Source organism: Patescibacteria group bacterium, assembly GCA_020148145.1.
In the GTDB taxonomy this organism is placed as follows: domain Bacteria; phylum Patescibacteriota; class Minisyncoccia; order Minisyncoccales; family JAHCRE01; genus JAHCRE01.
Genome location: JAHCRE010000016.1, coordinates 232,145 through 253,967 on the forward strand (window position 1 = coordinate 232,145; position 21,823 = coordinate 253,967).

Sequence of the window (21,823 nt, forward strand, 5' to 3'; positions counted from 1 at the left end):
ATGCTAGAGATAAAAACTATTTCAATTGAGGATAAAAATTATTCCAAACTCCTTAAAGAAATTAAAGACCCGCCAAAAATCCTCTATTATTTAGGTGAGATGAAAGCTGTCGCCCATTCGGGCGAACCTCGCTCAGAAGAGCGAGATGAGTCTTGTTTTGCAATTGTTGGAACAAGGAGATGTTCTATTTATGGAAAGCGGGTTGCCTTGGAAATTGCTGGGGATTTAGCTGAAGCCGGATTGACAATTGTTTCTGGATTTGCTCCAGGTATTGATACCTTTGCCCATCAGGCAGTGGTAGAAAGAAGAAAAAGGACAATTGCTATTTTGGGTACCGGCCTTGATGAAAAAAGTATTTATCCCAAATCAAATTTAAAATTAGTTAAAAAAATTTTAGAACTAGGGGGAACCTTAATTTCTGAGTACCCGCCAGGGACTCATGGTTCTGAGTTCACTTTCCCTCAAAGAAATCGAATAATTTCTGGAATTTCTTTAGGAATATTAGTAGTTGAGGCCAAAAAGAGAAGTGGGGCTTTAATTACGGCCAATTGGGCAATGATGCAAGGGAGAAAGATCTTTGCCATTCCCGGACCAATTCATTCCTCAAATTCAAAAGGTTGTCATTTTTTAATCAAAAAGGGGGCGAAATTAGTTGAATCAGCTAACGATATTCTGAAAGAATTGAATTTACCTTTAAAGAAAAAAGGTGAAGAATTGAAAGGTGAAACCCCGGAAGAAAATCTAATTTTAGAAGTTTTAAAAAAGGAGTCTTTATATATAGATAAAATTACTCAAAAAACAAAATTATCAACAGCTACAGTGGCAAGCACCCTTGCTATTTTGGAAATAAAGGGTAAAGTAAGAAATTTAGGAGGAAACATATATGCAATTAGTTCTCGTTGAATCTCCTACTAAATCAAAAACTATCCAAAAATTTTTAGGCCAAAAATACAGGGTTTTTTCTTGTTATGGTCATGTTAGGGATTTGCCTAAGAATAAGCTTAGTGTGGATACTGAGCGTGATTTTAAACCAAAATATATCATCATTCCCAAGGCAAAAAAAACCATTCAATTTTTGAAAAAAGAGGCTAAAAAAGCTAAATTAATAATTTTAGCAACAGATGAAGATAGAGAAGGAGAGGCTATCGCCTGGCATCTAATTCAGATTTTAAATTTGAATGGAAAAAATCCTTATCAAAGGATTGTCTTTCACGAGATTACAAAATCAGCAATCAAAGAAGCTCTTTTAAATCCAAGAAAAATCGATCTGAATTTGGTTAATGCCCAGCAGGCAAGAAGAGTTTTGGATAGAGTTGTTGGCTACAAATTATCCCCCTTTTTGTGGAAAAAGGTGGCTCGGGGATTATCAGCCGGAAGGGTTCAATCGATAGCAGTCAGATTGGTGGTGGAAAGGGAAAACGAAATTGAAAATTTTGTTCCTCAAGAATATTGGGCAATCGTCGCTTTACTTAAGAAAAAGGAGGTGGGGAAAAAGAAAAAAGAAAATGAATTCGAAGCGGTTTTAATTAAAAAAGCGGGAAAAACTATTCCAAAATTAGGAATTAAAACAAAAAAGGAGGCAGATAAAATTATTAAAGACTTAAAAGGGGCTTTATATAAAGTAAAAAACGTTGAGAAAAAAGAAACAAAAAGAAATCCCCTGCCTCCTTTCACCACCTCTACCTTGCAACAAGAAGCCTGGCGAAGATTTAGATTTCCTGCTAAATTCACAATGCGAATTGCCCAAAACTTATATGAAAAAGGATTAATTACTTATCACCGAACAGATTCCTTAAATCTTTCAGATCAATCTTTATTTGCTACCAAAAAATTTATTACCAAAAATTATGGCAAAAATTATTGGGCAGGATTTTTGAGAAAGTACAAATCCAAAGGCAGGGTTCAAGAAGCTCACGAAGCAATAAGACCAACGGATCCCTTCAAGGATCCGTCCTCCGTAGCTTTAACGAAGGAGGACGAGACCGCCTTCACCAAGGCTTCGACGGTTAAACTTTACGATCTTATCTGGCGAAGATTTATTGCCTGCCAAATGAGCCAGGCCATTTTTGATTCAACAACTGTTGATATTTCAGCTAAAAACTATACTTTTCGGGCTAAAGGTCAAATTCTAAAATTTGACGGCTTTTTAAAGGTTTATCCTCTGAGAATCGAGGAGGCCGAGCTTCCCCCTTTAGAGATTAGTGAAATTTTGAAACTTAAAAAACTAATACCTTCCCAGCATTTTACCCAACCTCCCCCAAGATATACCGAAGCTAGTTTAATTAAGGCTTTGGAAGAAAATGGAATTGGCCGCCCCTCAACCTATGCCCCAATACTATCTACAATTCAAGAAAGAAATTACATTGAAAAAAATGAAAAAAAGAAATTTAGACCGACTGAAATCGGAACAGTAGTAAATGATCTTTTAGTTAAGCACTTTCCAACAATTGTCGATATTGGCTTCACCGCTGGGATGGAAGAAAATTTAGATAAAATTGCCCGGGGAAAAGAAAAATGGGTCAAGGTCTTAAGAGAATTTTATAATCCTTTTGAAGAAAATCTAAAACAAAAGGATAAAGAGGTTTCAAAAAAAGACTTAATTGAAAAAACTGAAAAAATCTGTCCTAAGTGCGGCTCACGATTGATAATAAGACTTGGAAAATTTGGAAGATTCTATGCCTGCCCCAAGTTCCCTAAGTGCAAATATACTGAACCCCTTGAAGAAAAAACTTTGGGAATTAAGTGTCCAAAATGTAAGGAAGGGGAAATAATCGAAAAACGGACTAGAAAGAAAAAAATATTTTATGGCTGTAACAAATGGCCAGAATGTGATTTTGCTTTATGGAACAAACCAACCGGTGAAAAATGTCCGGAATGCAAAGCCCTTTTAGTCAAAACAAAAAGAGGTCAAATAAAGTGTTCAAATAAAGACTGCGATTTTAAATTGACAAAATAAATATTTTTCGATAAATTAAAATTGAGCCGCGGTGGCGGAATGGATTACGCGTGCGACTCAAAATCGCATGAGGGCAACCTCATGTGGGTTCAACTCCCACCCGCGGCATCAAGAAAAAACTGGCTAAAAATCAAGGCCAGTTTTTCATCTAAAAAATTTAGAGGTTTTCTAATCTAATCAGTTTTTTAACTCTTATTTTCCCTGCTCCTTCTCTCAAAATTTTAGGTTTCTTGTTAGTTAAATCAATTACTGTTGAAGGCAAAGAGGGGTTTAAATTGCCAGTGTCTAAGATTAAATCAGGTTGCCCCCCAACATTCTTTGGTGGGGGGTTAAATTGATTTATTACTTTCTTAATTTTGGTTGAAGGAGGTTGACCTGAGATATTAGCTGAAGTTCCAGTTAAAGGAGAATTTAATTTCTCAAGTAAATCATTGAGTAATTTGTAATTAGGAATTCTTAAACCGACTGTTTGGATTCTGCCAAAAAGGGTTGCCGGAAGGCCACAATTTCCTCGACGTTTTAAAACTGCGGTAACTTTTCCTGGCCAAATTTTTTGCAAAAATTTCTCTTGAGGTTTATTAATAAAAGCCAAATTTTTTGCCATTTTTATATCTCTGACAAAAATTGGAATTGGTTTTCTCTTTGACCGTTTTTTAATTTCAAAAATTCTCTTTACTGCCCTCTCATTTCTAGCATCAGTTAATAACCCATAAACTGTATCTGTTGGAAAAACTAAAACCTTACCCTCTTTAATCAATTTTATTACTATTCTTGCTACCGCTTTAGAATTCTTTGGAGAGACTTTTAGTATTTCCATTTTTTATTTTAAACCCAGGACGACAACTTCGACAGGTGTTTTTCTGAAAGAAAAACACAAAGTATTACTAAGAATTCAAGGATTATTGGGAGGAGAAAGTCGAAGTTGCTCTACTGGGTAAATTTTCAATAGCCAATTTTATTGCCCCTATTACTGGTTCAACTTTTGGGCGAATAAATTTTACTTCAGGAGCAAATTTTTTAATTCGAGACGTAACCGTTTCTAAAATAAGTTCTGATTTAAACATGCCTCCGATTAAAACCAGAGGGAATCGCTTTTTCTGAAAGTTGAGATCTTGAATAACTGTTTTAGCTGCTAAAAACAATTCATCACCAGCCTCAATAAATAAACTTTGAGCAGTTTTATCCTTTTTTTGAACAATTTTATCAACTAGTAAAGCTAAAGAGGCAACTGTTTCTATAAGATTACTCCTAAGAAAAATTTTTCTTTTTAAATCCCCAGCTTTTTTAGCCTTAAATTTTTTTAAAAATAAATGGCTCATCAAGGTTTTTGGTCCACGACCATCCAAGTCTTTTAGAACTGCCTGATAAGCTTTCTGGCCTACCCAAAAAGCTGAACCTTCATCATTTAACCACCCCCAGCCACCTGCGTGAGCTTCTTTTTCTTTTCGCCATCCGTGAGCGGCAGAACCCGTACCAGAGATTAAAACAACCCCATCTTTTTTATCAGTTCCGCTTCTGAAGCCACTGAGTTGGTCGCTTCCGATTGTGACTTTGCCTTGAAAAATTCTGGAAATCTGCGGCTGCCTTAAAAGACTCTTCATTATAACTCCTCTCATTTCTTTATTTTCTTCCATAGCCGCTAAGCCAATGAAGGTTGAGAAAATTTTATCTCTTTTATTTTTTCTCAGAAGTTTCTCAATCGCCTTAGTAATATTAAAAACAGTCTCTTTAACCCCTACCTTTATAAAACTAGAAGGACCAGTTTTTGCTAATCTTAAAATTTTTCCAGTTAAATCGGCTAAAGCAGCTTCTGTTTTTGTCCCTCCCCCATCTATGCCAATTACATAATTTTTGCTTTTGTCTTTCATTAGATTAATTTTAGCAAAAAAATAGGCGTTAAACCAATTCATTTAACGCCTTATCTCTAATAAAGATGAATTTGAAAAGAACTATTTTTTTGAAAGAGAAAAAAGGGGGGGGTTGGTTTGTTCTTTTGTCTCTCTTAATGCCGTGAGAGTAGTTCAATCCTGTCGGACTCAGTTAGCTCTGCTAACACTTGTCTCTTGAGTTCTGGTGTAAATAAATCAAAGTTCTCTTTTGCCCCTTCTTTTGTCAACGCTATCTTCAGTCGTCCATCATTCCTCATCTTTTTTTCAGTCAAGTCGTCTTTTCCCTTCTTCCTTCGCTTCAGCGCATGCATCCATGCATAGCTATAGTCGGTGAATTCTCCACCGATACTTTAATTTTAGCAAATTAAATTATTGAGTCAAGTGGAAAAGTCAATTTTCCAAAAATAAATTCTCCCCTAGGGAGAAGATTTTGGATAAAATATTAATTTTTTATCCTTTTTACATCTTATGTGAAAAAAATGGTATTGTCTTTGATGTTCTCAGATACTAAAGAAACAGGACCGATTTGGCAATCAGATCCTATTAAAACTCCAGGCATTAAAGAAACATTTATTCCCATTTTTGTATTTTTCCCAACAATTACCCCCAAAGAATTAAGTCCAGTAGGAATCTTTTTTCTTTTAACTTTTACCATTATCTCACCCCTATCAATCCTAATATTGGCACAAATTGTTCCTGCTCCAATCTTACAATCTCTACCAAAAATTGAATCGCCAAAATAACCTGAATGAGCATGACAATCTTCTTGAAAAACAGATCTGGTAATCTCAGCCATTGCCCCAATTAAGACATTATCTTCTACATTAGTATATTCTCGAATTAAAGTATTATTTCCAATAATACAATTTCTGCCAATATAACAGGGTCCTTTAATTGTTACTCCCTCAAAAATTTTTGTATAACCTCCAATAAAAACTTTACCTTGAATAGTTGCTTTTTTTGAAATCTTGGCGGTTTTGCTTATTTTTGAATTTAAATGTTTTTTGAATAAGTATTTACAGATTTCAAACAAATGCCAAGGATATTTTAAAGAGGGAGTATCCTTTTTTTCTTTTTTAAACAGGGTAGCTCTGACATCATTTTTTTTCATGTAAACAGAGAGGGCTTTTTCGAAATCATAGTGTTCCTTTTTTACTTTCTGATAAATTTCAAAAAATTTAGGCGTTAATAAATAAATACCAATTACTTTAATGTTAGAAGGTTCTTTCCCTTTTTTCGGCTTCTCAACAATTTTTAAAACTTTATCTCCTTTAAGTTTCATTATTCCATAAAGCTCTGGGATTTCAGTTTTTTGACCAATCAACACACCTTGACATCTTGTCTTTTGCTTTTTTTTAATAGCCAATTTAATTAATTCTCCGGCATCAATTCTTTCTGCATTCAAAACAAAAAATGGGCCTTTGAGAAATTTTCTTGCCTGAAATACCGCATTTCCCATTCCTCTTGGTTTTTTTTGGATTAGATATTTTATTTTCAATCCTGGAAATTTCTGATTTCCCAATTCCTTTTCCACGTCTTTTCTTAAATTTTGAACAATTATTACCTCTTTAATTCCTGTCTTTTTTAAACTATCTAAAGTGTACCAAATCAAAGGCTTTCCCATTATTTTAATAAGGCTTTTGTGACAATAATTTAATGGCCAGAGTCTTGAAGATAAGCCGGCAGCTAAAATTATAGCCTTCATAGATTTATTAATATTTTGACTACTTTTTTAGAATCGTGTTCAATCGGCCCCTTTTTTAATAATAAATTTTTGCCAATGAATTTCCCTTTTGGGAGATTTTTATTAATTCTAACTAATTCTAATAATTCAGGGTGCTTTTTTTTGTAATTTTCTACTTTTCTTTTGGGAGGAAAAAAATTATTATAAATTACATAATTTAATTCACATCCAATATATTTTTCGATTTTATTTGTAAAATCTAAAACAGTAAAGTTATTAGTTTCACCATGCTTTGTCATCAAATTGCAGAGATAAACTTTTTTGGCTTTACTTTTTTTGATGGCTCCTGGTATTCCCTGAGTTAATAAAATTTGAGAAAGGGTAGAATATAAATCACCTGGCCCTATAACTATTAAATCAGCTTTATCTATTGCCTCTTTAGCCTTAGGGTAGGCTTTAACTTTTGGTTTTAAATAAACTTTTTTAATTTTTAAATTTCCATTATGTTTGGGTCTATCAATATTTGTCTCACCTGAAATTATTTTTCCATTTTCTAAAACAGCATAAAGGTTTGCCTTATCGAGGGTGACAGGCAAAACCTGGTGGGGAATTCTTAAAAGCTTTTTTATCTCTTTAATGGTTTTTTCATAATCTTTGGTGGTAAGTTCTAAGGCAGTAATTAAGAGATTGGCAAAATTATGACCTTTTAATTCACCTACTTGAAAACGGTAATTAAAAAGGTTTTGGATTATTGGAGAAGTATTAGCAAGGGCGAAAAATGACCTCCGGATATCACCTGGAGATAAAATCTTATAATCTTTTCTCAATCTACCGGATGAACCTCCAGAATCTAACATTGCACAAATTGCCGATATTTTAACCGGACATTTTTTAAGCCATTGTAAGACTGCCTTTGGCATGGCATTTCCTCCACCAAGACAAACAATTTTTTTCATACCTTAAATAACTTAGCTAAATTAAAGGTTTTTAATTTCGAGTGAAGCGAGAAATCAAGGTTCTTGAGCGAGGCGAAAAGTTCTTATATTTAAATCTAAATATTTTTTGGGAATTACTTTTTTGATGGCCTTTAAAAGTGAATCAGATTTTAGCGGTATTAAATTTTTGAAACTGGCATAGCTTAAAAGAAAAATTCCAGCAGTAACAGCCTTCCCAATTTCTTTTTGGCAGATATCTGAGGCAGGGATTAAAATTATTTTTTTTGAAAATTTTTTAAGAATTTTTGAAATTTCCTTAATTTTGGGAGAAACTTGACCAGGAATCGATACTAAAAAATCATTAACTAAAAAAATACTTTCTTTTGAAGCGAAAGAACAAGCCCTTAAGGCCTCTTGAGCTTCCAAGGAAATTATTAAATCAGCATTTCCCTGTCTGACCAAGGGAGAAAAAATCTTTTTACCAAATCTAGCATGGACTTCCACCGAACCCCCTCTTTGGGAAAGCCCATGAAGTTCAGAAGTTTTAATATCATGACCTTCCATTAGAGAGGCCTGGGCAATAGTCTCCAAAAGAGTAAGCACTCCCTGACCACCTACTCCAACAATGACAAGATTAAATTGTTTTTTCATATTGAGTTTATTCTTTAAAAAATTTACAAGGCCTTTTAGCAATAATTACTGAGGCCTCTTTTTTATTTAAGAAATCTTTAACTGTTTTTTCGAATTCTTTCTGATTTATTGGATCAATAACTTTAAAATTTTTAACTCCACAGGCTTGAACGATTTCCTCAATCTTTATTGCCCGAGTTTTCTCGCCCATTCCAGTCTTACCAACTCCGGGATGAGGTTGATGACCAGTCATTGCTGTTGTTCGATTATCTAAAATTATAATCAGGGGGTTAGATTTATTAAAGACTGTATTAATCAAAGCTGGAATTCCAGCATGGAAAAAACTAGAATCGCCGACAAAAGCAATCAATTTTTGATTGGTTGCCTTTTTAATCCCATGAGCAATTCCTATAGAAGATCCCATACAAGATAAATAATCTTGCATTTTAATTGGCGGATGGCGAAAGAGCATATAACAGCCAATACCACCCCCAAAAATTACTTTTTTGGGATTGACCACTTTTTTAACAGCTGAGAGAACTAACCAATAAGGACAACCTGGGCAGAGCCGAGGCAATCTCTTTTTAGAAACCAAAGGGGTTTTTAAAGCCTTAGTTTTTCTGCCAGTAAATTTTGCCAGGGCTAAAATTACATCTTCAGGATGCAACTCCCCTACCTCAGAAATTAAATTCTTGCCAAAAACCCTAAGTTTTGGATTTGTATCTTTGGCCAAGGCTAAAATTTCTTTTTCCAAATATCCTTCTAATTCTTCAACAATTAAAACCTTTTTTAAATTTTTAATAAATTTTTTAATTTTTCTTTCTGGTAAAGGATAAAAAAATCCTAATTTCAAAACTGGTAAATTTAAATTTAGTTCTTCTAGGGCCTCCCTTACATATAAATAAGAAACTCCTGAAGTAACAATGCCAGCAAAATTGTGCGAGGCTAAGCCTCGCATAATAAAGTTTATTTTGGATTTCTCGGAAAATTCTTTTATTTTTTTAATTTTTGCCAAAAGTTCCTTTTTCATTTCCAAAACTCTTGGAGGCATGGTTGAAAATCTTTTTGGATTTTTAATGAATTTTCCTTTGATTTTTTTAATTTTGGGAATTTTTCCTAATAAAATCGGAGATTTCTGATGACTTGCTCTGGTAGTTGTTCTAATCATCACTGGAATTTTAAATTTCTTTGAGATTTTAAAGGCCAGCTTTGTAAAGTCTTTACATTCTTGGGCATCAGAAGGCTCCAGGGTCGGAATATGAGCTAAATAGGAGTAAGCCCTTGAACTTTCTTCTGACTGAGCAGAGCTCCAACAATTTGGATCATCGGCAACTGAAATAACCATTTCTCCTTTAGTTCCAATATAACAAAGAGGCATTAGAGCATCTGAAGCAACATTTAATCCAAAATGCTTCATAGAAACCAGGGTTTTTAAACCAGAAAAGCTGGCTCCAGTTCCTGCCTCCAAAGCCACTTTTTCATTAGTTGAAAATTCAAAGTAGACCCCAGCTTTTTTGGCAATTTTGGAAAAGACGTTTCCGATTTCTGAGGCTGGTGTGCCTGGGTAAGTAGAAACAAAATTAACCCCTGATTCCAGGGCTCCCCTAATAATTCCTTCGTTACCCAAAACAATTATTTTTTTACCGATTTTTTTTGAAAGAAGATCAATCATAAAATTAATATTTTGTTTTTAATTTTGAAGCAGCTTCTATATCTAAAATGATAACAGTATTTGGATGTCTTTGCAAAATTGAAGCAGGGACTTGAGGAGTGATTGGCTCTTCAATAAATCTTGCGCAGGCTTCAGCTTTCTTTGGACCTGAAGCCAAAAGAAGAATCATCTTTGTTTCAAAAATCGTGCCTAACCCCATAGTCATAGCAAACCTTGGTACATCTTCTTCTCGCTCAAAAAATCTAGAGTTATCTTTAATAGTCGATTCTGCCAGCTTGGCCAAATGAGTTCTCGAGGTAAGCAAAGTTCCGGGTTCATTAAAACCAATATGGCCATCTGAACCTATACCTAAAATTTGAAGGTCAATTCCTCCCATCTTCTGAATTTTCTGTTCATATTCTTGACAGAAAATCTTAACATCTTTTGGTTTTCCCTCTACAGGATATATATTTTGAGGATTAATATTAATGTGATTAAGAAGATTTTCATATAAATAAAAACTATAGCTTTGCTTATGATCTCTTGATAAACCAAGATATTCGTCTAAGTTAAAAGTAATTATCTTTGAGAAATCTAACCCCTCTTCTTTATGCATCCGAATTAGTTCCTGATAAGTACCGAGCGGAGTGCTTCCAGTAGCTAATCCTAAAACAAGGTTTGGCTTTTTTCGTATCCCTTCGCTAATTATCTTAGCAGCTTCTTTACTTAAATCTTCGTAAGTTTTTTTAATAATTATTTTCATAAAATTATATTATCTTTCATTTAACAAAATTACTTTTTATACTATCATTTGTTTCAAAAAAAGAAAAGAGGCGGTGGCAAGGCCACCGCCTCTAGTTGTTTTGTGTTTTAAAATCCAATTTTAAACATTTTTCATTTTTCCTCTTTAAACTACTATGTTAATTAATTTTCCGGGGACAAATACGACCTTTTTAATTTTTTTGCCTTTTATCCATTTTTTGATTTTTTCACGGGAAATTGCTAATTTCTTTGCTTTTTTTTCAGATATATCGGCTCCAACTTTGACTTTATCTCTAACTTTACCATTAACCTGGATAACTAAGGTGACAATCTTTTCTTTAACTAATTTTGGATCATACTTTGGCCAGGGTTGGTTATGAATGCTAACGTTTAGGGTATAGGGTTTAGGGTTAAGTTTCTGCCAAATTTCCTCAGTTATGTGAGGAGCAAAAGGGGCTAAAAGTAAAAACAAAGATTTTAAATGCCAAATGCCATAATTTTTCCCTTGGAGATTATTTACCAAAATCATTAAGCTAGAAATTGCTGTATTAAATCTGAAATTCTCAATGTCCTCGGTTACTTTCTTGATTGTTTTGTGAATTAATTTTTCCAATTCTTTATCCTCTTTAGCCAAGACAATTGATTTTTGGTTTTCAACTAATTTCCAAACTCTTTCTAAAAATCTTCTTATCCCAATTATCCCTTTAATATTCCAGCTAATTGCTTCTTTAAAAGGCCCCATAAACATTTCATATAATCTAAAAGTGTCGGCACCATATTTCTCTAAAAATTCATCAGGGGAAATTACATTACCTCTTGATTTTGACATTTTTTGACCATCAGGAGCCAAAATCAAACCCTGATTTCTTAATTTTAAAAAGGGCTCTTTAAATTTTATTAAACCAGCATCATATAAAACTTTTGTCCAGAATCTGGCATAAAGTAAATGCAAAACAGCATGCTCAGCTCCCCCAACATATAAATCTACTGGCAACCAATAATTCACTTTTTTTCTATCAAAAATCTTCTTTTTATTTTCTGAATCAACATATCTTAAAAAATACCAACAAGAACCGGCCCATTGAGGCATGGTATTTGTTTCTCTTTTGGCTGGACCTTTGCATTTTGGACATTTGGTATTAACCCATTTTTTAATGGCAGCTAAAGGCGACTCTCCAGTTCCAGTTGGTTGATATTTTTTAACTTTCGGGAGTTTCAAGGGTAAATCTTTTTCTTTTAAAGGAACAATTCCGCATGATTTACAATTAACTATTGGGATGGGCTCTCCCCAATATCTCTGACGGGAAAAAATCCAATCTCTAAGTTTATAATGGATAGCTTTTTTAGCTAAATCTTTTTTAGCTAAAAATTGACCAATTCTTTCTTTGGCTATCTCAGATTTCATTCCATTAAAACGACCAGAATTAATTAAAATTCCTTCTCCCTCAAAAGCCTTTTCAAATCTTCCATCAGAAACAACTATTGGCGCTCTTTTTGGTAATTCTTTCTTTTTAAAAGAAGGTTTAATCACCTCAATTACTGGTAAATTGTATTTTCTGGCAAAGTCAAAATCTCTTTGATCATGAGCAGGAACAGCCATAATGGCACCGGTTCCGTAATGGATTAGAGCATAGTCGGCTACAAAAATAGAAATTTCCCTTCCATTTACCGGATTAATTGCTTTTATTCCCAAAATTTCTATTCCGGTTTTTGCTTTTATTTCTGAAATTCTCTCTCTTTCGGTTTTTTTCCTTGCTTTTTCAATATATTTTTTAATTGATTGGAAATTTAAAATTTGATCTTTGAGGTTTGAAATTATTGGGTGCTCTGGTGCCAATACCAAATAAGTACAACCCGAAAGAGTATCAGTCCGAGTTGTAAAAACCTTAATGTTTGTTACTGGTTGCTTGGCGCTTGTTACTATTTTAAATTCGATCTCCCAGCCTTCTGATTTTCCTATCCAATTTCTTTGCATTTCCTTTATCTCTTCTGGCCAATCAAGTAAATCTAAATCTTCCAATAACCTTTCGGCATAGGCAGTAATTTTTAAAACCCATTGCCTGAGTTCTTTTTTTGTTACCTCAGCGCCACACCTTTCACATCTCCCTTCAATAACTTCTTCATTGGCCAAACCTGTCTTACAGGAAGGACACCAGTTGATTGGTAAAACTGCCTCATAAGCTAAACCCATTTTATAAAGTAAAAGAAAAATCCATTGAGTCCATTTGTAATATTGAGGATCAGTTGTATTTATCTCTCTTGACCAATCATAAGAAAGGTCAATTAACTGGATTTGTTTTTTAATCTTTTTGATATTCCTTTCAGTTGAAATTACCGGGTGAACTCCAGTTTTTATGGCATAGTTTTCGGTTGGCAAACCAAAAGCATCCCAACCCATCGGATGCAAAACATTAAAGCCTTTTCTTCTCATCAAATGAGAGATAATGTCAGTAGCAACATAACCTCGGGGGTGGCCAACATGCAAACCTTCAGCCGAAGGGTAAGGAAACATATCAAGACAATAAAATTTTGATTTTTTTGAAAAATCAATGGCCTTAAAAATTCCAAATTTTTTCCAGATTCTCCGCCATTTCTTTTCAATTTTGTGCGAATTATATGCCATTTTCTAAGTATATTTTGAAACTCTTTTTAGAGCAATTTTAAACCAGAATGTATATTTTTTTGGATTTTCTTTTATATCTTTTTTTAATTTTTCAATATCAATCCATTTCCATTCACTTACCTCTTCTTCTGCCGGCTTTGGCTTTTGGTCAGATTTTCCAAAAAATATGTGGTCAAATTCCCATTCACAAAGCCCATTTTCAAATTCAGCCTTATAAATAAAACTAAACTTTTCTTTTAAATTAGAATCAAGGCCCATCTCTTCTTTTAATCTTCTCTGGGCAGCTTCTTTTAATATTTCCCCTGGTTTGGGATGACCACAGCAAGTATTAGTCCAAAGATCACCGGAATGATATTTTTTTTCAGCTCTTTTTTGAATTAATAATTCTCCTTTTGAGTTAAAAATAAATATGGAAACGCATCTGTGCAATTTTCCCCCTTTCTGATGGGCCTTCAATTTTTCCTCAAACCCAATCTCTCTGTCTTTTTCATCAACAAGAATTACTTTTTCTCTTGGCATATTAATATTTTAACATAAAAATCAGTTTCAAAATAATGTTATAGCGAGCTTCGCTCGATATATCGCGCTTAAGGCGTTATAATAAATGAATGAAAACTGCCTTAGTTTATAATCCAAAAGTTAAAGATTATAATTTTGGCAAAGCTCACCCTTTTTTGGGGGAAAGATTTGAGATTTTTGTCAATTTTCTAAAAAAGAAACTACCAAGGTTTAGAGATTATTTTGAAGAAATTAAGCCAAATTCAGCTACTGAAAAAGGCTTAAAACTATTCCATGGCCAAAAATATATTGAAGTAATGATTAAGGCTTCAAAGGGAGTTATTTTTCCAAATATTTTTCAGTATGCCACTATTGATAATTTAGACCCTCTAACTGGTTATTTACCAAGAGGAATTGAAGGGGCAGCCAGAATTATTGTCGGCACTTCTTTATTGGCTGGAGAATTGGTTCTTCAAGGAAAATTTAAAAAGGCAATAGCTATTGGCGGTGGTTTACATCATGCCAAAAGAGAAAGAGGAGAAGGATTTTGTATTTATAACGACATTGCCATTTGTGCCAAAAATTTACTTAATCAGGGTTTAAAGAAAATTTTAATCTTAGATACTGATGCCCATGCTGGCAACGGAACCTCAGAGGCCTTTTATGAAGAAAATCAGGTTTTATTTATTGATTTACACCAAGATCCAAGAACTTTATATCCTGGAACAGGTTTTATACATGAAACAGGTCAAGAAAAAGGAGAAGGTCTTACAATAAATATTCCTCTACCCCCTGAGGCTGGAGATTCTGCCTATCAATATGTTTTTGAAAAAATAGTTTTCCCAATAACTGAAGAATTTAAGCCAGAGATAATAATCAGAAATGGTGGCTCTGATCCTTATTTTGACGATGGACTAACAAATCTTGGTTTAACTTTAGCCGGATTTAAAATGATTGGAGAAAATGTTAGAAAATTAGCTGATACAGTCTGCCAAGGAAAAGAAATTGATCTTATTGCCTCTGGCTACAATCAAGAAATTTTGCCATTGGCCTGGACAGCAATAATTACCGGTCTATTGGATATAGATATTAAATTAAAAGAGCCAAAAGAAAAATTAGTTCCACTAAAAGATTCAAAACTAGAGGAAACGAAAGAAGTAGTTAAGGAATTAAAAGAAATTCTTAAAAAATATTGGAAGTGTTTTCAATAAAAAATGCCAGCTAAGCTGGCTTTTTTAAAAATAGACATTTAAAGAGCTATATAAGGTGTGCTAATCCCTTCTGCCTGCATTTTATGCATCGGACCTTAATCTGAGTTTGATGTCCTACAGCCTGAGGTCCTGCAAGCACCCAATAATGATCGCGTTCTCCCTTACCCATTTTGTAGTTCCTCCTTATATTTTTCTTTATCAAATTTTAAAAATTTTGTCAACGTTCTATCAATTCTTTGGCCCTTTTGGTTGCTTTTTTAATAATTTCTTTTTCTCTTTCGATTTTTCTTTCCCTCATAATTGCTTTTCCATTGCAAATCATATCAGAGACACAATTTCCAGAGGCGGAATAAACAATATCTGAAATAAAATTGTGACCTGGCTTCAAACTAACTTGATTCAAATCAATTAAAATAAGGTCAGCTAACTTCCCTTCTTTAATTTTTCCAGTATTTATTTTTAAAGCTTTTGCTCCATTTTGAGTCGCTATTTTTATTACCTCTTTTGCCGGCAAAACTGTCGGATTTTTTTCTTGGTGCTTCTGCAAAAGACTAGCAGTTTTCATTTCTAAAAACATATCCAAACTATTATTTGAGGCTGGTCCATCTGTTCCCAAACAAACATTGACTTTATTTTCTTTAAATTTTTTATAAGGGAAAATTTGACCTACTGCCAATTTTAAATTAGAACAAGGGTTATAAACGACACTACATTTTCTCTTTTTTAAAATTTCAATCTCTTTATCGTTTAACCAAACTGAATGGACTAAAACACAATTTTTTCCTAAAAAGCCAATTTTTTCCAAATATTCAACTGGCCTTAGATGATATTTTTTCAAACAATCTTTTATTTCTTTTTCAGTTTCTGAAAGATGGATATGTAAAATTAGATTATTTTTTTTAGCAAAATTTTTTACCCAAATTAAATTTTCTTTAGAAACAGTATAAATTGAATGGGGGGTAACAGCCAATTTAATTAAATCTGATTTTTCTGACTTAAAATTTCGATATATTCTTTCAAAGTTTTTCAAACTTCCTCTTTCATCAAAATCGATAATTAAGGGACCAACCACTGCTCTTATACCTATTTCTTTTGTGGCCTCAATTACTACTTCTGAATACCAATACATATCATTAAAAAAAGTTGTTCCGGTTTTTATCATCTCGAGGCAGGCTAATTTTGTTCCCCAATAAATGTCTTCTTCATTCAGTTTTTTTTCCAAAGGCCAGATTTTCTTTTCCAACCAATCTTTTAAAGGCAAATCATCACCATATCCCCGAAAAAGAGTCATAGCAGCATGAGTATGACAATTAATTAAACCAGGAATTACCGCCTTTTCTCCTTTTCCATCAATTATAGAGGCCCGTTCCGAGCAAAGCGAGGAACGGGAGGATGCGGTGGGTGGGTTGTAGTCTTTTGCCTTAAAATTCAAATTTTTGCCAATCTTTTTGATTTTTTTTCCCTCAATATAAATATCCTGTTTTTTTCCTTTTAAAATAATATTTTTGATTAAAAGGCTCACTTTAATTTATTTTAAATAATTCTTTAGCATTTTTGGTTGTTATCTTAGCTACTTTTTTAAAATTTATATTTTTTATTTTGGCAATTTCTTGGGCAATATATTTCACATATAAAGGTTCATTTCTTTGATCTTTAAATTGAGGAGGCGAAAGATAAGGACAGTCGGTTTCAATCAAAATTTTCTCTAAAGGAGTTTTTTTAATTATTTCATCGAGATCTAATTTAAAAATTATTCCATTAAAACCAAGGTAAAGTCCTATTTCTAAAAATTTTTGAGCCTGTTTCCAATTTCCGGTAAAACAATGAACCACTCCCGAGACCTGACCGCGATTTCTACGATCGTAGAAATCGCGGTCCTGATTGATTAAGATTTCTATTAAATCATGGTGGGCCATTCGGCAATGAAAAATTACTGGCAAGTTAAATTCTTTTGCTAGCTGCAATTGTTTTAAAAGTAAGTCTTTTTGTTTTTGAAAAAATAACTCTTTTTTTCTAGTAGTTTTGGGTTTCCAATAATAATCCAAGCCAATTTCGCCAATGGCAATTACTTTAGGTGACTTTACTAATTCCTTGTATTTTTCATAATCAAATTCTTTTTCAAAATGAACCCCCTCTCTTTCACTTGCCCCGTGAGTTTTCTCTGAAAATTCTGCGGGGTCAACTTTTAATTTTATTAGGCCAGTATCTAAATTTATTGGATGAAGCCCAATAGCAGCATAGATTCCTTTTTTATATCTCTCGGCAATCTCCAGGGCTTTTTTACTTGTTTGATAATTTGTCCCAATGTTTATTATCCAGGAATTGTGTTTCAAGCATCTTTTTATAACTCCTTCTCTGTCTTTATCAAAAGCGGTGAAATTTAAATGGGCATGGGTATCAATTAACATTTTTTATTTTCGGAAATAAAGTTTCGGCCTCTTTTTCTTTAATTTGTTTAAATATTTTTCCTGATGTTTCTGGTAAAAAAGGCTGAAGCATTTGAGCAATATTGGATAGGGTAAATAATAAATTATTTAGTATAGGCTTTATTTTTTGACTTTTTAACAACTCCCAGGGGCGCTTTTTCTCGATATATTTATCGCAAAAACTAATTAAATTCCAAATTGAAATTAGGACTTCATTAAATTTAAAGTCATTTAAATCTTTTCTATATTTTTTCCAAGTGACATCAATAATTTTTTTAAATTCTTGGTTTTGAATTCCATTTTTTACTTTTAATTTTTGCTTTTTCGCCAAAGTTATTACTCTAGCCACCAAATTCCCAAGCCCAGCCGCTAAATCTGAGTTATATCTCTTTTTAAATTTTTCGTAGGTAAAATCTCCGTCCTCAGTAGGAGGAATTTCCCTTAAAAGAAAATAACGAACAGCATCTGTTCCATATTTTTTAACTAATTCAAAAGGGTCAATAACATTTCTTAAACTCTTTGACATTTTTTGACCACCAGAAGTAATAAAGCCGTGCACAAAAATAGTTTTAGGCAATGGTAATTTTAAAGATAAAAGCATTCCTGGCCAAATTACACAATGGAATTTTAAAATATCTTTCCCGATAAAATGGATGTCAGTGGGCCAATATTTTTTCATTTTCTTCCCGTTTTTAGCATAACCAAGGGCAGAAATATAATTTGCCAGAGCATCGCTCCAGACATATATAGTCTGGTTTTCGTCATCTGGAACTGGAATTCCCCATTTTAAATTCTTTCTTAATCGAGAAAAACTAATATCTCCTAACCCCTGTTTAATGAAATTTAAAATTTCATTTTTTCGGCTTTTCGGGATTATTTTAATTTTGTTTTTTTCAATTAGTTTTTTAATTTCTTTTGAATATTTTGAAAGTCTAAAAAAATAATTCTCCTCTTCGATTATCTCCGGCTTTTTCTGGTGGATAACACATTTTCCATTCCTTGAATCTTTTTTTGTTATAAATGCCTCACAACCTAAACAATAGAGTCCTCTATATTTCTTTTTATAAATATCACCATTCTCTTTTAGTTTTAGCCAAACTTTTTCAACTGCCGGCCAATGTCTTCTTTTATCAGTAGTCCTTATAAAATCATTATTAGATAAATTTAAAATTTCTTTTAAGGCTCTAACTTTTTTTGAAATTTCATCTACAAATTCTTTTGGATTTTTCCTTTCTTCCTCTGCGGCCCTGGCAACCTTTGCCCCATGCTCATCTGTTCCAGTTAAAAAATAAACGTCTTTGCCCAAAAGTCGATGGTATCTGGCCAAAACATCGGCCTGAATAGACTCTAAGGCAAACCCTATATGGGGAGGAGTATTAGTATAAACTATACTAGTTGTAATATAAAAACCTTTCGTCTTTGACTCAAGAACTTTGTTTTTCTTCGAAAAATAAAATTTTTCCATTGATATATCTTATTTTATTGACCTATTTACAGCTATAACAAACTCACCTTTGATTTTACCTTTCTCAATTTCTTTTATTACCTCATTAATTTTTCCTCTATAAATTGTCTCAAATTTTTTTGTTAATTCTCTAGCTACAACTATTCTTAATTCATGATTCATGCCTTTCAATTCATTTAAAGTTTTCAAAATCCGATAAGGTGATTCATAAAAAACTACTGGGTATTTTGATTCTATCACTTCTTTAAAAAACTTTTTTCTTTTCCTCTTTTTTGGAGGAAAACCAAAAAATAAAAACTTACCCATCGGAAATCCAGAAGCTGAGGCTGCAGAAATAACTGCTGAAGGGCCAGGTATAGGAACTATTTTTACTTGATCATTCAACTCATCCACCACTTTTTCTATCAATTTATTTCCTGGGTCAGAAATTCCCGGAGTTCCGCTATCTGTAACCAAGGCTAAAATTTTGCCCTTTTTTAAAAGTTCTAAAATATAATTTACTTTTTTTAAACGGCTATGCTCATGATAACTTAGAGTTTTAGTTTTTACATTGTAATAATCTAATAATTTCTTAGTCACTCTTGTATCTTCAGCCAAAATTAAATCGACCTCCTTTAAAATTCGGAGGGCACGAAATGAAAAATCCTCTAAATTCCCAATTGGGGTCGCAACGACATATAAAATAGCCATTTAAAAATCCTAAAGGATTGAGGTTCTTCTTTTTTCTAAAAACTCTTTTAAAAATTCAAATAAAATCCCGAAAAAAGGAATGGCTAAAATTGCCCCCCAAAATCCCCATAAAATCCCTCCGACTGTTAAGGCTAATAAGACTACAACAGGTGGTAAGCCCACAATTTTTTTTGTCAAAACTGGCAAGAGAATATTGTTTTCAATCTGCTGGATTAAAATAAAAGTAATTAAGACAAAAACTGCTCGCCAAAAATTCTCTAAGACAACTATTATAAAAATAATAATTCCAGTTATAACCGGGCCTATTATTGGGAGGAAGTTAAGAGTGCCAGATAGGAGCGCCAACGAAAAGGGATATTTTGTATTAAAGAGCAAAAAAGAAAAATAAGAAAGAAGGCCAACAAAAAGACAACCCAAAACCCTTGATAAAAACCAACCTGAAACTCTAATTCTACATCTTGACCAGAGATCTAATAAGAAAGCTTCATATTTTTTTGGAAAAACGAGACTTAAAGTTCTCTCAATTGGTTTTTCTTCTAAAGAAAGAAAAAGGGAAATAGAAAAAATGGAAAAGGTGGCCAGAATTCCTCCAAAAATGGCAGCTATGGCATTAAAAATAGTGGCTGCCATTTGCTCCAAACTTTTGCTTAATAAACTCATAAACTCTTCGATACTCTCAAAGGCCTGAAGGCCAAGTGCTTTCAGGGGCGGAGAAATTTTTTCAAAATATTGAGGTAAGTTTTTTGAGAATTCTTGAATTTCAGAAGCAAATAAAGGAAAGGTTAAATAAATTAAAAGGGAAATCAGGCCAAAGACAATAAAATAGATAAGGACAACCGAAATTAATCTAGGAATTCTTCGTTTTTGTAAAAAATCAATCAGAGGTTCAAATAAAACTGAAATTATTATAGCGAAAAGAAACCAAACTAAAATATTTTTGAGCAAATAGAGAAGGTAAAGGCAGATAATGGCAAGAGAGATTTTAAAAATTGTTTCCCAGGAAACATCTAAGATTTTTTCTTGATTCATAATTTTAGTATTTTTTTAAATTTTTCTTTTTCCTTAAATGGCCCTATTAAAGCTAAATTTAATTTTTGAGGTTGAAAGATTTCTTTTGCTACTTTTAAAATATCATTTTGGGAAATTTTATCAATCTTAGCGCATTCTTTTTCAGGAGTTAAAATTTTTCTTCTTAAAATTTCCTGCCCTCCAAGGTAACTGGCCCAGGCATCAGAAGTTTCCAGTCCTAAATAAAGACGACCCTTAATATTATCTTTAGCTTTTTTAAGTTCTTCTTTAGAAATTTTTTTTGTTTTAAGATTTTTATATTCTTTTAAAATAATTTTTATAGCGTCTTTAACTTTTTTGTTATCTATTCCGGCATGGGTTACTAAATAACCGGTGTCAGTATAATGTTTGGAGGAAGTTCTAATATAATAGGCCAGACCTCTTTTTTCCCGGACCTGAATAAAAAGCCGAGAGCTCATAATCCCCCCTAACAAAACCGCAATTACTGCCAGAAGATATCTTTCTGGTCTAAAAAGATTATATGTTCTCACTCCTAGACAAAGGTGGGTCTGGTCAGTTTTTTTAAAATTAAGTAAAACTTGAGGTATTTTTTGGCGTTCAATTGTCGTTTTTTTAGAAAAAGGTTTTGTTTTTTTAAACTTTCCAAAAAAATGTTTAATTTTTGAGACAGCCTCTTTTTCTCTGAAATCTCCAGCCAAAGAAATAACAACATTAGTTGGCGCAAATTGATTTTTAAAATAACTTAAAATATCTTTTCTGGAAATTTTTTTTAGAGTTTCTTTTTCCCCAGCAATCATCCAGCCAGCCGGCTGGTCACCATATAATAGTTTTTCCCACAGTTCTAAAATATATCCTGAAGGATTATCTTTCATCATATTGATTTCTTCAAGGATTACCCTTTTTCCCTTTTTAATTTCTCCTTCTTTAAATAAAGAGTTAAAAATCATATCTGATAGGACATCGGTGGCTAAATTAAAATGTGTTGCATTAACCTTTACCCAAAATCCTATCAATTCTTTATCAGTGAAGGCATTGAAGATACCACCGACCATGTCTAGCTCTTTGGCTATATCTTGGGTTTTAGGCCTCTTTTTTGTTCCCTTAAAGGCCATGTGCTCTAATAAATGAGAAATTCCATTGATTTCTTTTTTTTCATATTTTGAGCCAGTACCGACCAAAACCAAAAGGGTCAATGCCTGGGTGTTTTTCATTGGAAAAGTAATAATCCTTAAGCCATTTTTAAATGTAGCTTTTTTGAACATGATTAATTTAATTATAGTTTAAAATCTTTAGAATAAAAAGCGCCACGTCAGACGCGGCACATAAAAAATCTCGTCAAAATAAACGAGATTGAATAGTTCAAAAGTTGTTCTC

18 protein-coding genes and 1 tRNA gene are annotated in these 21,823 nt (G+C 32.9%); 4 read left to right on the forward strand and 15 right to left on the reverse strand.

Annotated elements, in window-relative coordinates:
* From dprA to KJA15_03230, 3 genes are all read left to right on the forward strand, one after another.
* Positions 1-903, forward strand: coding sequence for a DNA-processing protein DprA (gene dprA / locus KJA15_03220; GenBank protein ID MBZ9572315.1), 903 nt, complete (start codon positions 1-3; stop codon positions 901-903).
* A complete protein-coding gene (gene topA, locus KJA15_03225; GenBank protein MBZ9572316.1) occupies positions 884-2,956 on the forward strand; it encodes a type I DNA topoisomerase in 2,073 nt (690 codons plus the stop codon). Before dprA ends, topA begins: the two co-directional genes overlap by 20 nt.
* Positions 2,957-2,981: 25 nt before the next feature.
* A tRNA-Leu gene (locus KJA15_03230) sits at positions 2,982-3,064 on the forward strand.
* A gap of 49 nt (positions 3,065-3,113) precedes the next feature.
* Here the strand turns inward: KJA15_03230 and KJA15_03235 are convergent.
* The 9 genes from KJA15_03235 to idi all read right to left on the reverse strand — a co-directional run bounded on the left by KJA15_03235 (position 3,114) and on the right by idi (position 13,649).
* A complete protein-coding gene (locus tag KJA15_03235) occupies positions 3,114-3,773 on the reverse strand; it encodes a threonylcarbamoyl-AMP synthase (protein MBZ9572317.1) in 660 nt (219 codons plus the stop codon).
* 82 nt (positions 3,774-3,855) lie between these two features.
* Complete coding sequence (locus tag KJA15_03240; protein ID MBZ9572318.1) at positions 3,856-4,866, reverse strand: hypothetical protein; 1,011 nt, start codon at positions 4,864-4,866, stop codon at positions 3,856-3,858.
* Between the two features lie 445 nt (positions 4,867-5,311).
* On the reverse strand, positions 5,312-6,550 hold the full coding sequence (locus tag KJA15_03245) for an NTP transferase domain-containing protein (protein ID MBZ9572319.1): 1,239 nt from the start codon (positions 6,548-6,550) through the stop codon (positions 5,312-5,314).
* Positions 6,547-7,485, reverse strand: a complete 939-nt coding sequence (locus KJA15_03250) for a YvcK family protein (GenBank protein MBZ9572320.1) — start codon at positions 7,483-7,485, stop codon at positions 6,547-6,549. Before KJA15_03250 ends, KJA15_03245 begins: the two co-directional genes overlap by 4 nt.
* Before the next feature lie 54 nt (positions 7,486-7,539).
* Complete coding sequence (locus KJA15_03255) at positions 7,540-8,115, reverse strand: 2-oxoacid:acceptor oxidoreductase family protein (GenBank protein MBZ9572321.1); 576 nt, start codon at positions 8,113-8,115, stop codon at positions 7,540-7,542.
* A 7-nt stretch (positions 8,116-8,122) separates the two neighbouring features.
* Positions 8,123-9,766: an indolepyruvate ferredoxin oxidoreductase subunit alpha gene (locus KJA15_03260; GenBank protein MBZ9572322.1), complete on the reverse strand. Its 1,644-nt coding sequence runs from the start codon at positions 9,764-9,766 to the stop codon at positions 8,123-8,125.
* Positions 9,767-9,770: 4 nt separating this feature from the next.
* Complete coding sequence (nagB, locus tag KJA15_03265) at positions 9,771-10,508, reverse strand: glucosamine-6-phosphate deaminase (GenBank protein ID MBZ9572323.1); 738 nt, start codon at positions 10,506-10,508, stop codon at positions 9,771-9,773.
* Between the two features lie 144 nt (positions 10,509-10,652).
* Entirely contained in the window at positions 10,653-13,130 is a 2,478-nt protein-coding gene (leuS, locus tag KJA15_03270) for a leucine--tRNA ligase (GenBank protein ID MBZ9572324.1), read from the reverse strand.
* 3 nt (positions 13,131-13,133) lie between these two features.
* On the reverse strand, positions 13,134-13,649 hold the full coding sequence (gene idi / locus KJA15_03275) for an isopentenyl-diphosphate Delta-isomerase (protein ID MBZ9572325.1): 516 nt from the start codon (positions 13,647-13,649) through the stop codon (positions 13,134-13,136).
* A gap of 89 nt (positions 13,650-13,738) precedes the next feature.
* Here idi and KJA15_03280 point away from each other — a divergent pair, with 89 nt between their 5' ends.
* On the forward strand, positions 13,739-14,839 hold the full coding sequence (locus tag KJA15_03280; protein MBZ9572326.1) for a hypothetical protein: 1,101 nt from the start codon (positions 13,739-13,741) through the stop codon (positions 14,837-14,839).
* Positions 14,840-15,056: 217 nt separating this feature from the next.
* Here KJA15_03280 and KJA15_03285 read toward each other — a convergent pair whose 3' ends face one another.
* The 6 genes from KJA15_03285 to KJA15_03310 are packed head-to-tail and all read right to left on the reverse strand — an operon-like array spanning position 15,057 to position 21,711.
* Positions 15,057-16,361, reverse strand: a complete 1,305-nt coding sequence (locus KJA15_03285; protein MBZ9572327.1) for an amidohydrolase — start codon at positions 16,359-16,361, stop codon at positions 15,057-15,059.
* A 1-nt stretch (position 16,362) separates the two neighbouring features.
* Positions 16,363-17,247 (reverse strand): TatD family hydrolase, encoded by an 885-nt coding sequence (locus KJA15_03290; protein MBZ9572328.1) that lies wholly within the window; start codon positions 17,245-17,247, stop codon positions 16,363-16,365.
* Positions 17,237-18,730 carry a methionine--tRNA ligase gene (gene metG / locus KJA15_03295; GenBank protein MBZ9572329.1) on the reverse strand — a complete coding sequence of 498 codons (1,494 nt, stop codon included), beginning with the start codon at positions 18,728-18,730 and terminating at the stop codon, positions 17,237-17,239. Before metG ends, KJA15_03290 begins: the two co-directional genes overlap by 11 nt.
* A gap of 9 nt (positions 18,731-18,739) precedes the next feature.
* Complete coding sequence (gene rsmI / locus KJA15_03300; GenBank protein MBZ9572330.1) at positions 18,740-19,414, reverse strand: 16S rRNA (cytidine(1402)-2'-O)-methyltransferase; 675 nt, start codon at positions 19,412-19,414, stop codon at positions 18,740-18,742.
* Positions 19,415-19,429: 15 nt separating this feature from the next.
* On the reverse strand, positions 19,430-20,449 hold the full coding sequence (locus tag KJA15_03305) for an AI-2E family transporter (GenBank protein ID MBZ9572331.1): 1,020 nt from the start codon (positions 20,447-20,449) through the stop codon (positions 19,430-19,432).
* Complete coding sequence (locus tag KJA15_03310) at positions 20,446-21,711, reverse strand: insulinase family protein (GenBank protein ID MBZ9572332.1); 1,266 nt, start codon at positions 21,709-21,711, stop codon at positions 20,446-20,448. The genes KJA15_03305 and KJA15_03310 overlap by 4 nt, the downstream gene beginning before the upstream one ends.
* Positions 21,712-21,823 lie beyond the last annotated feature (112 nt).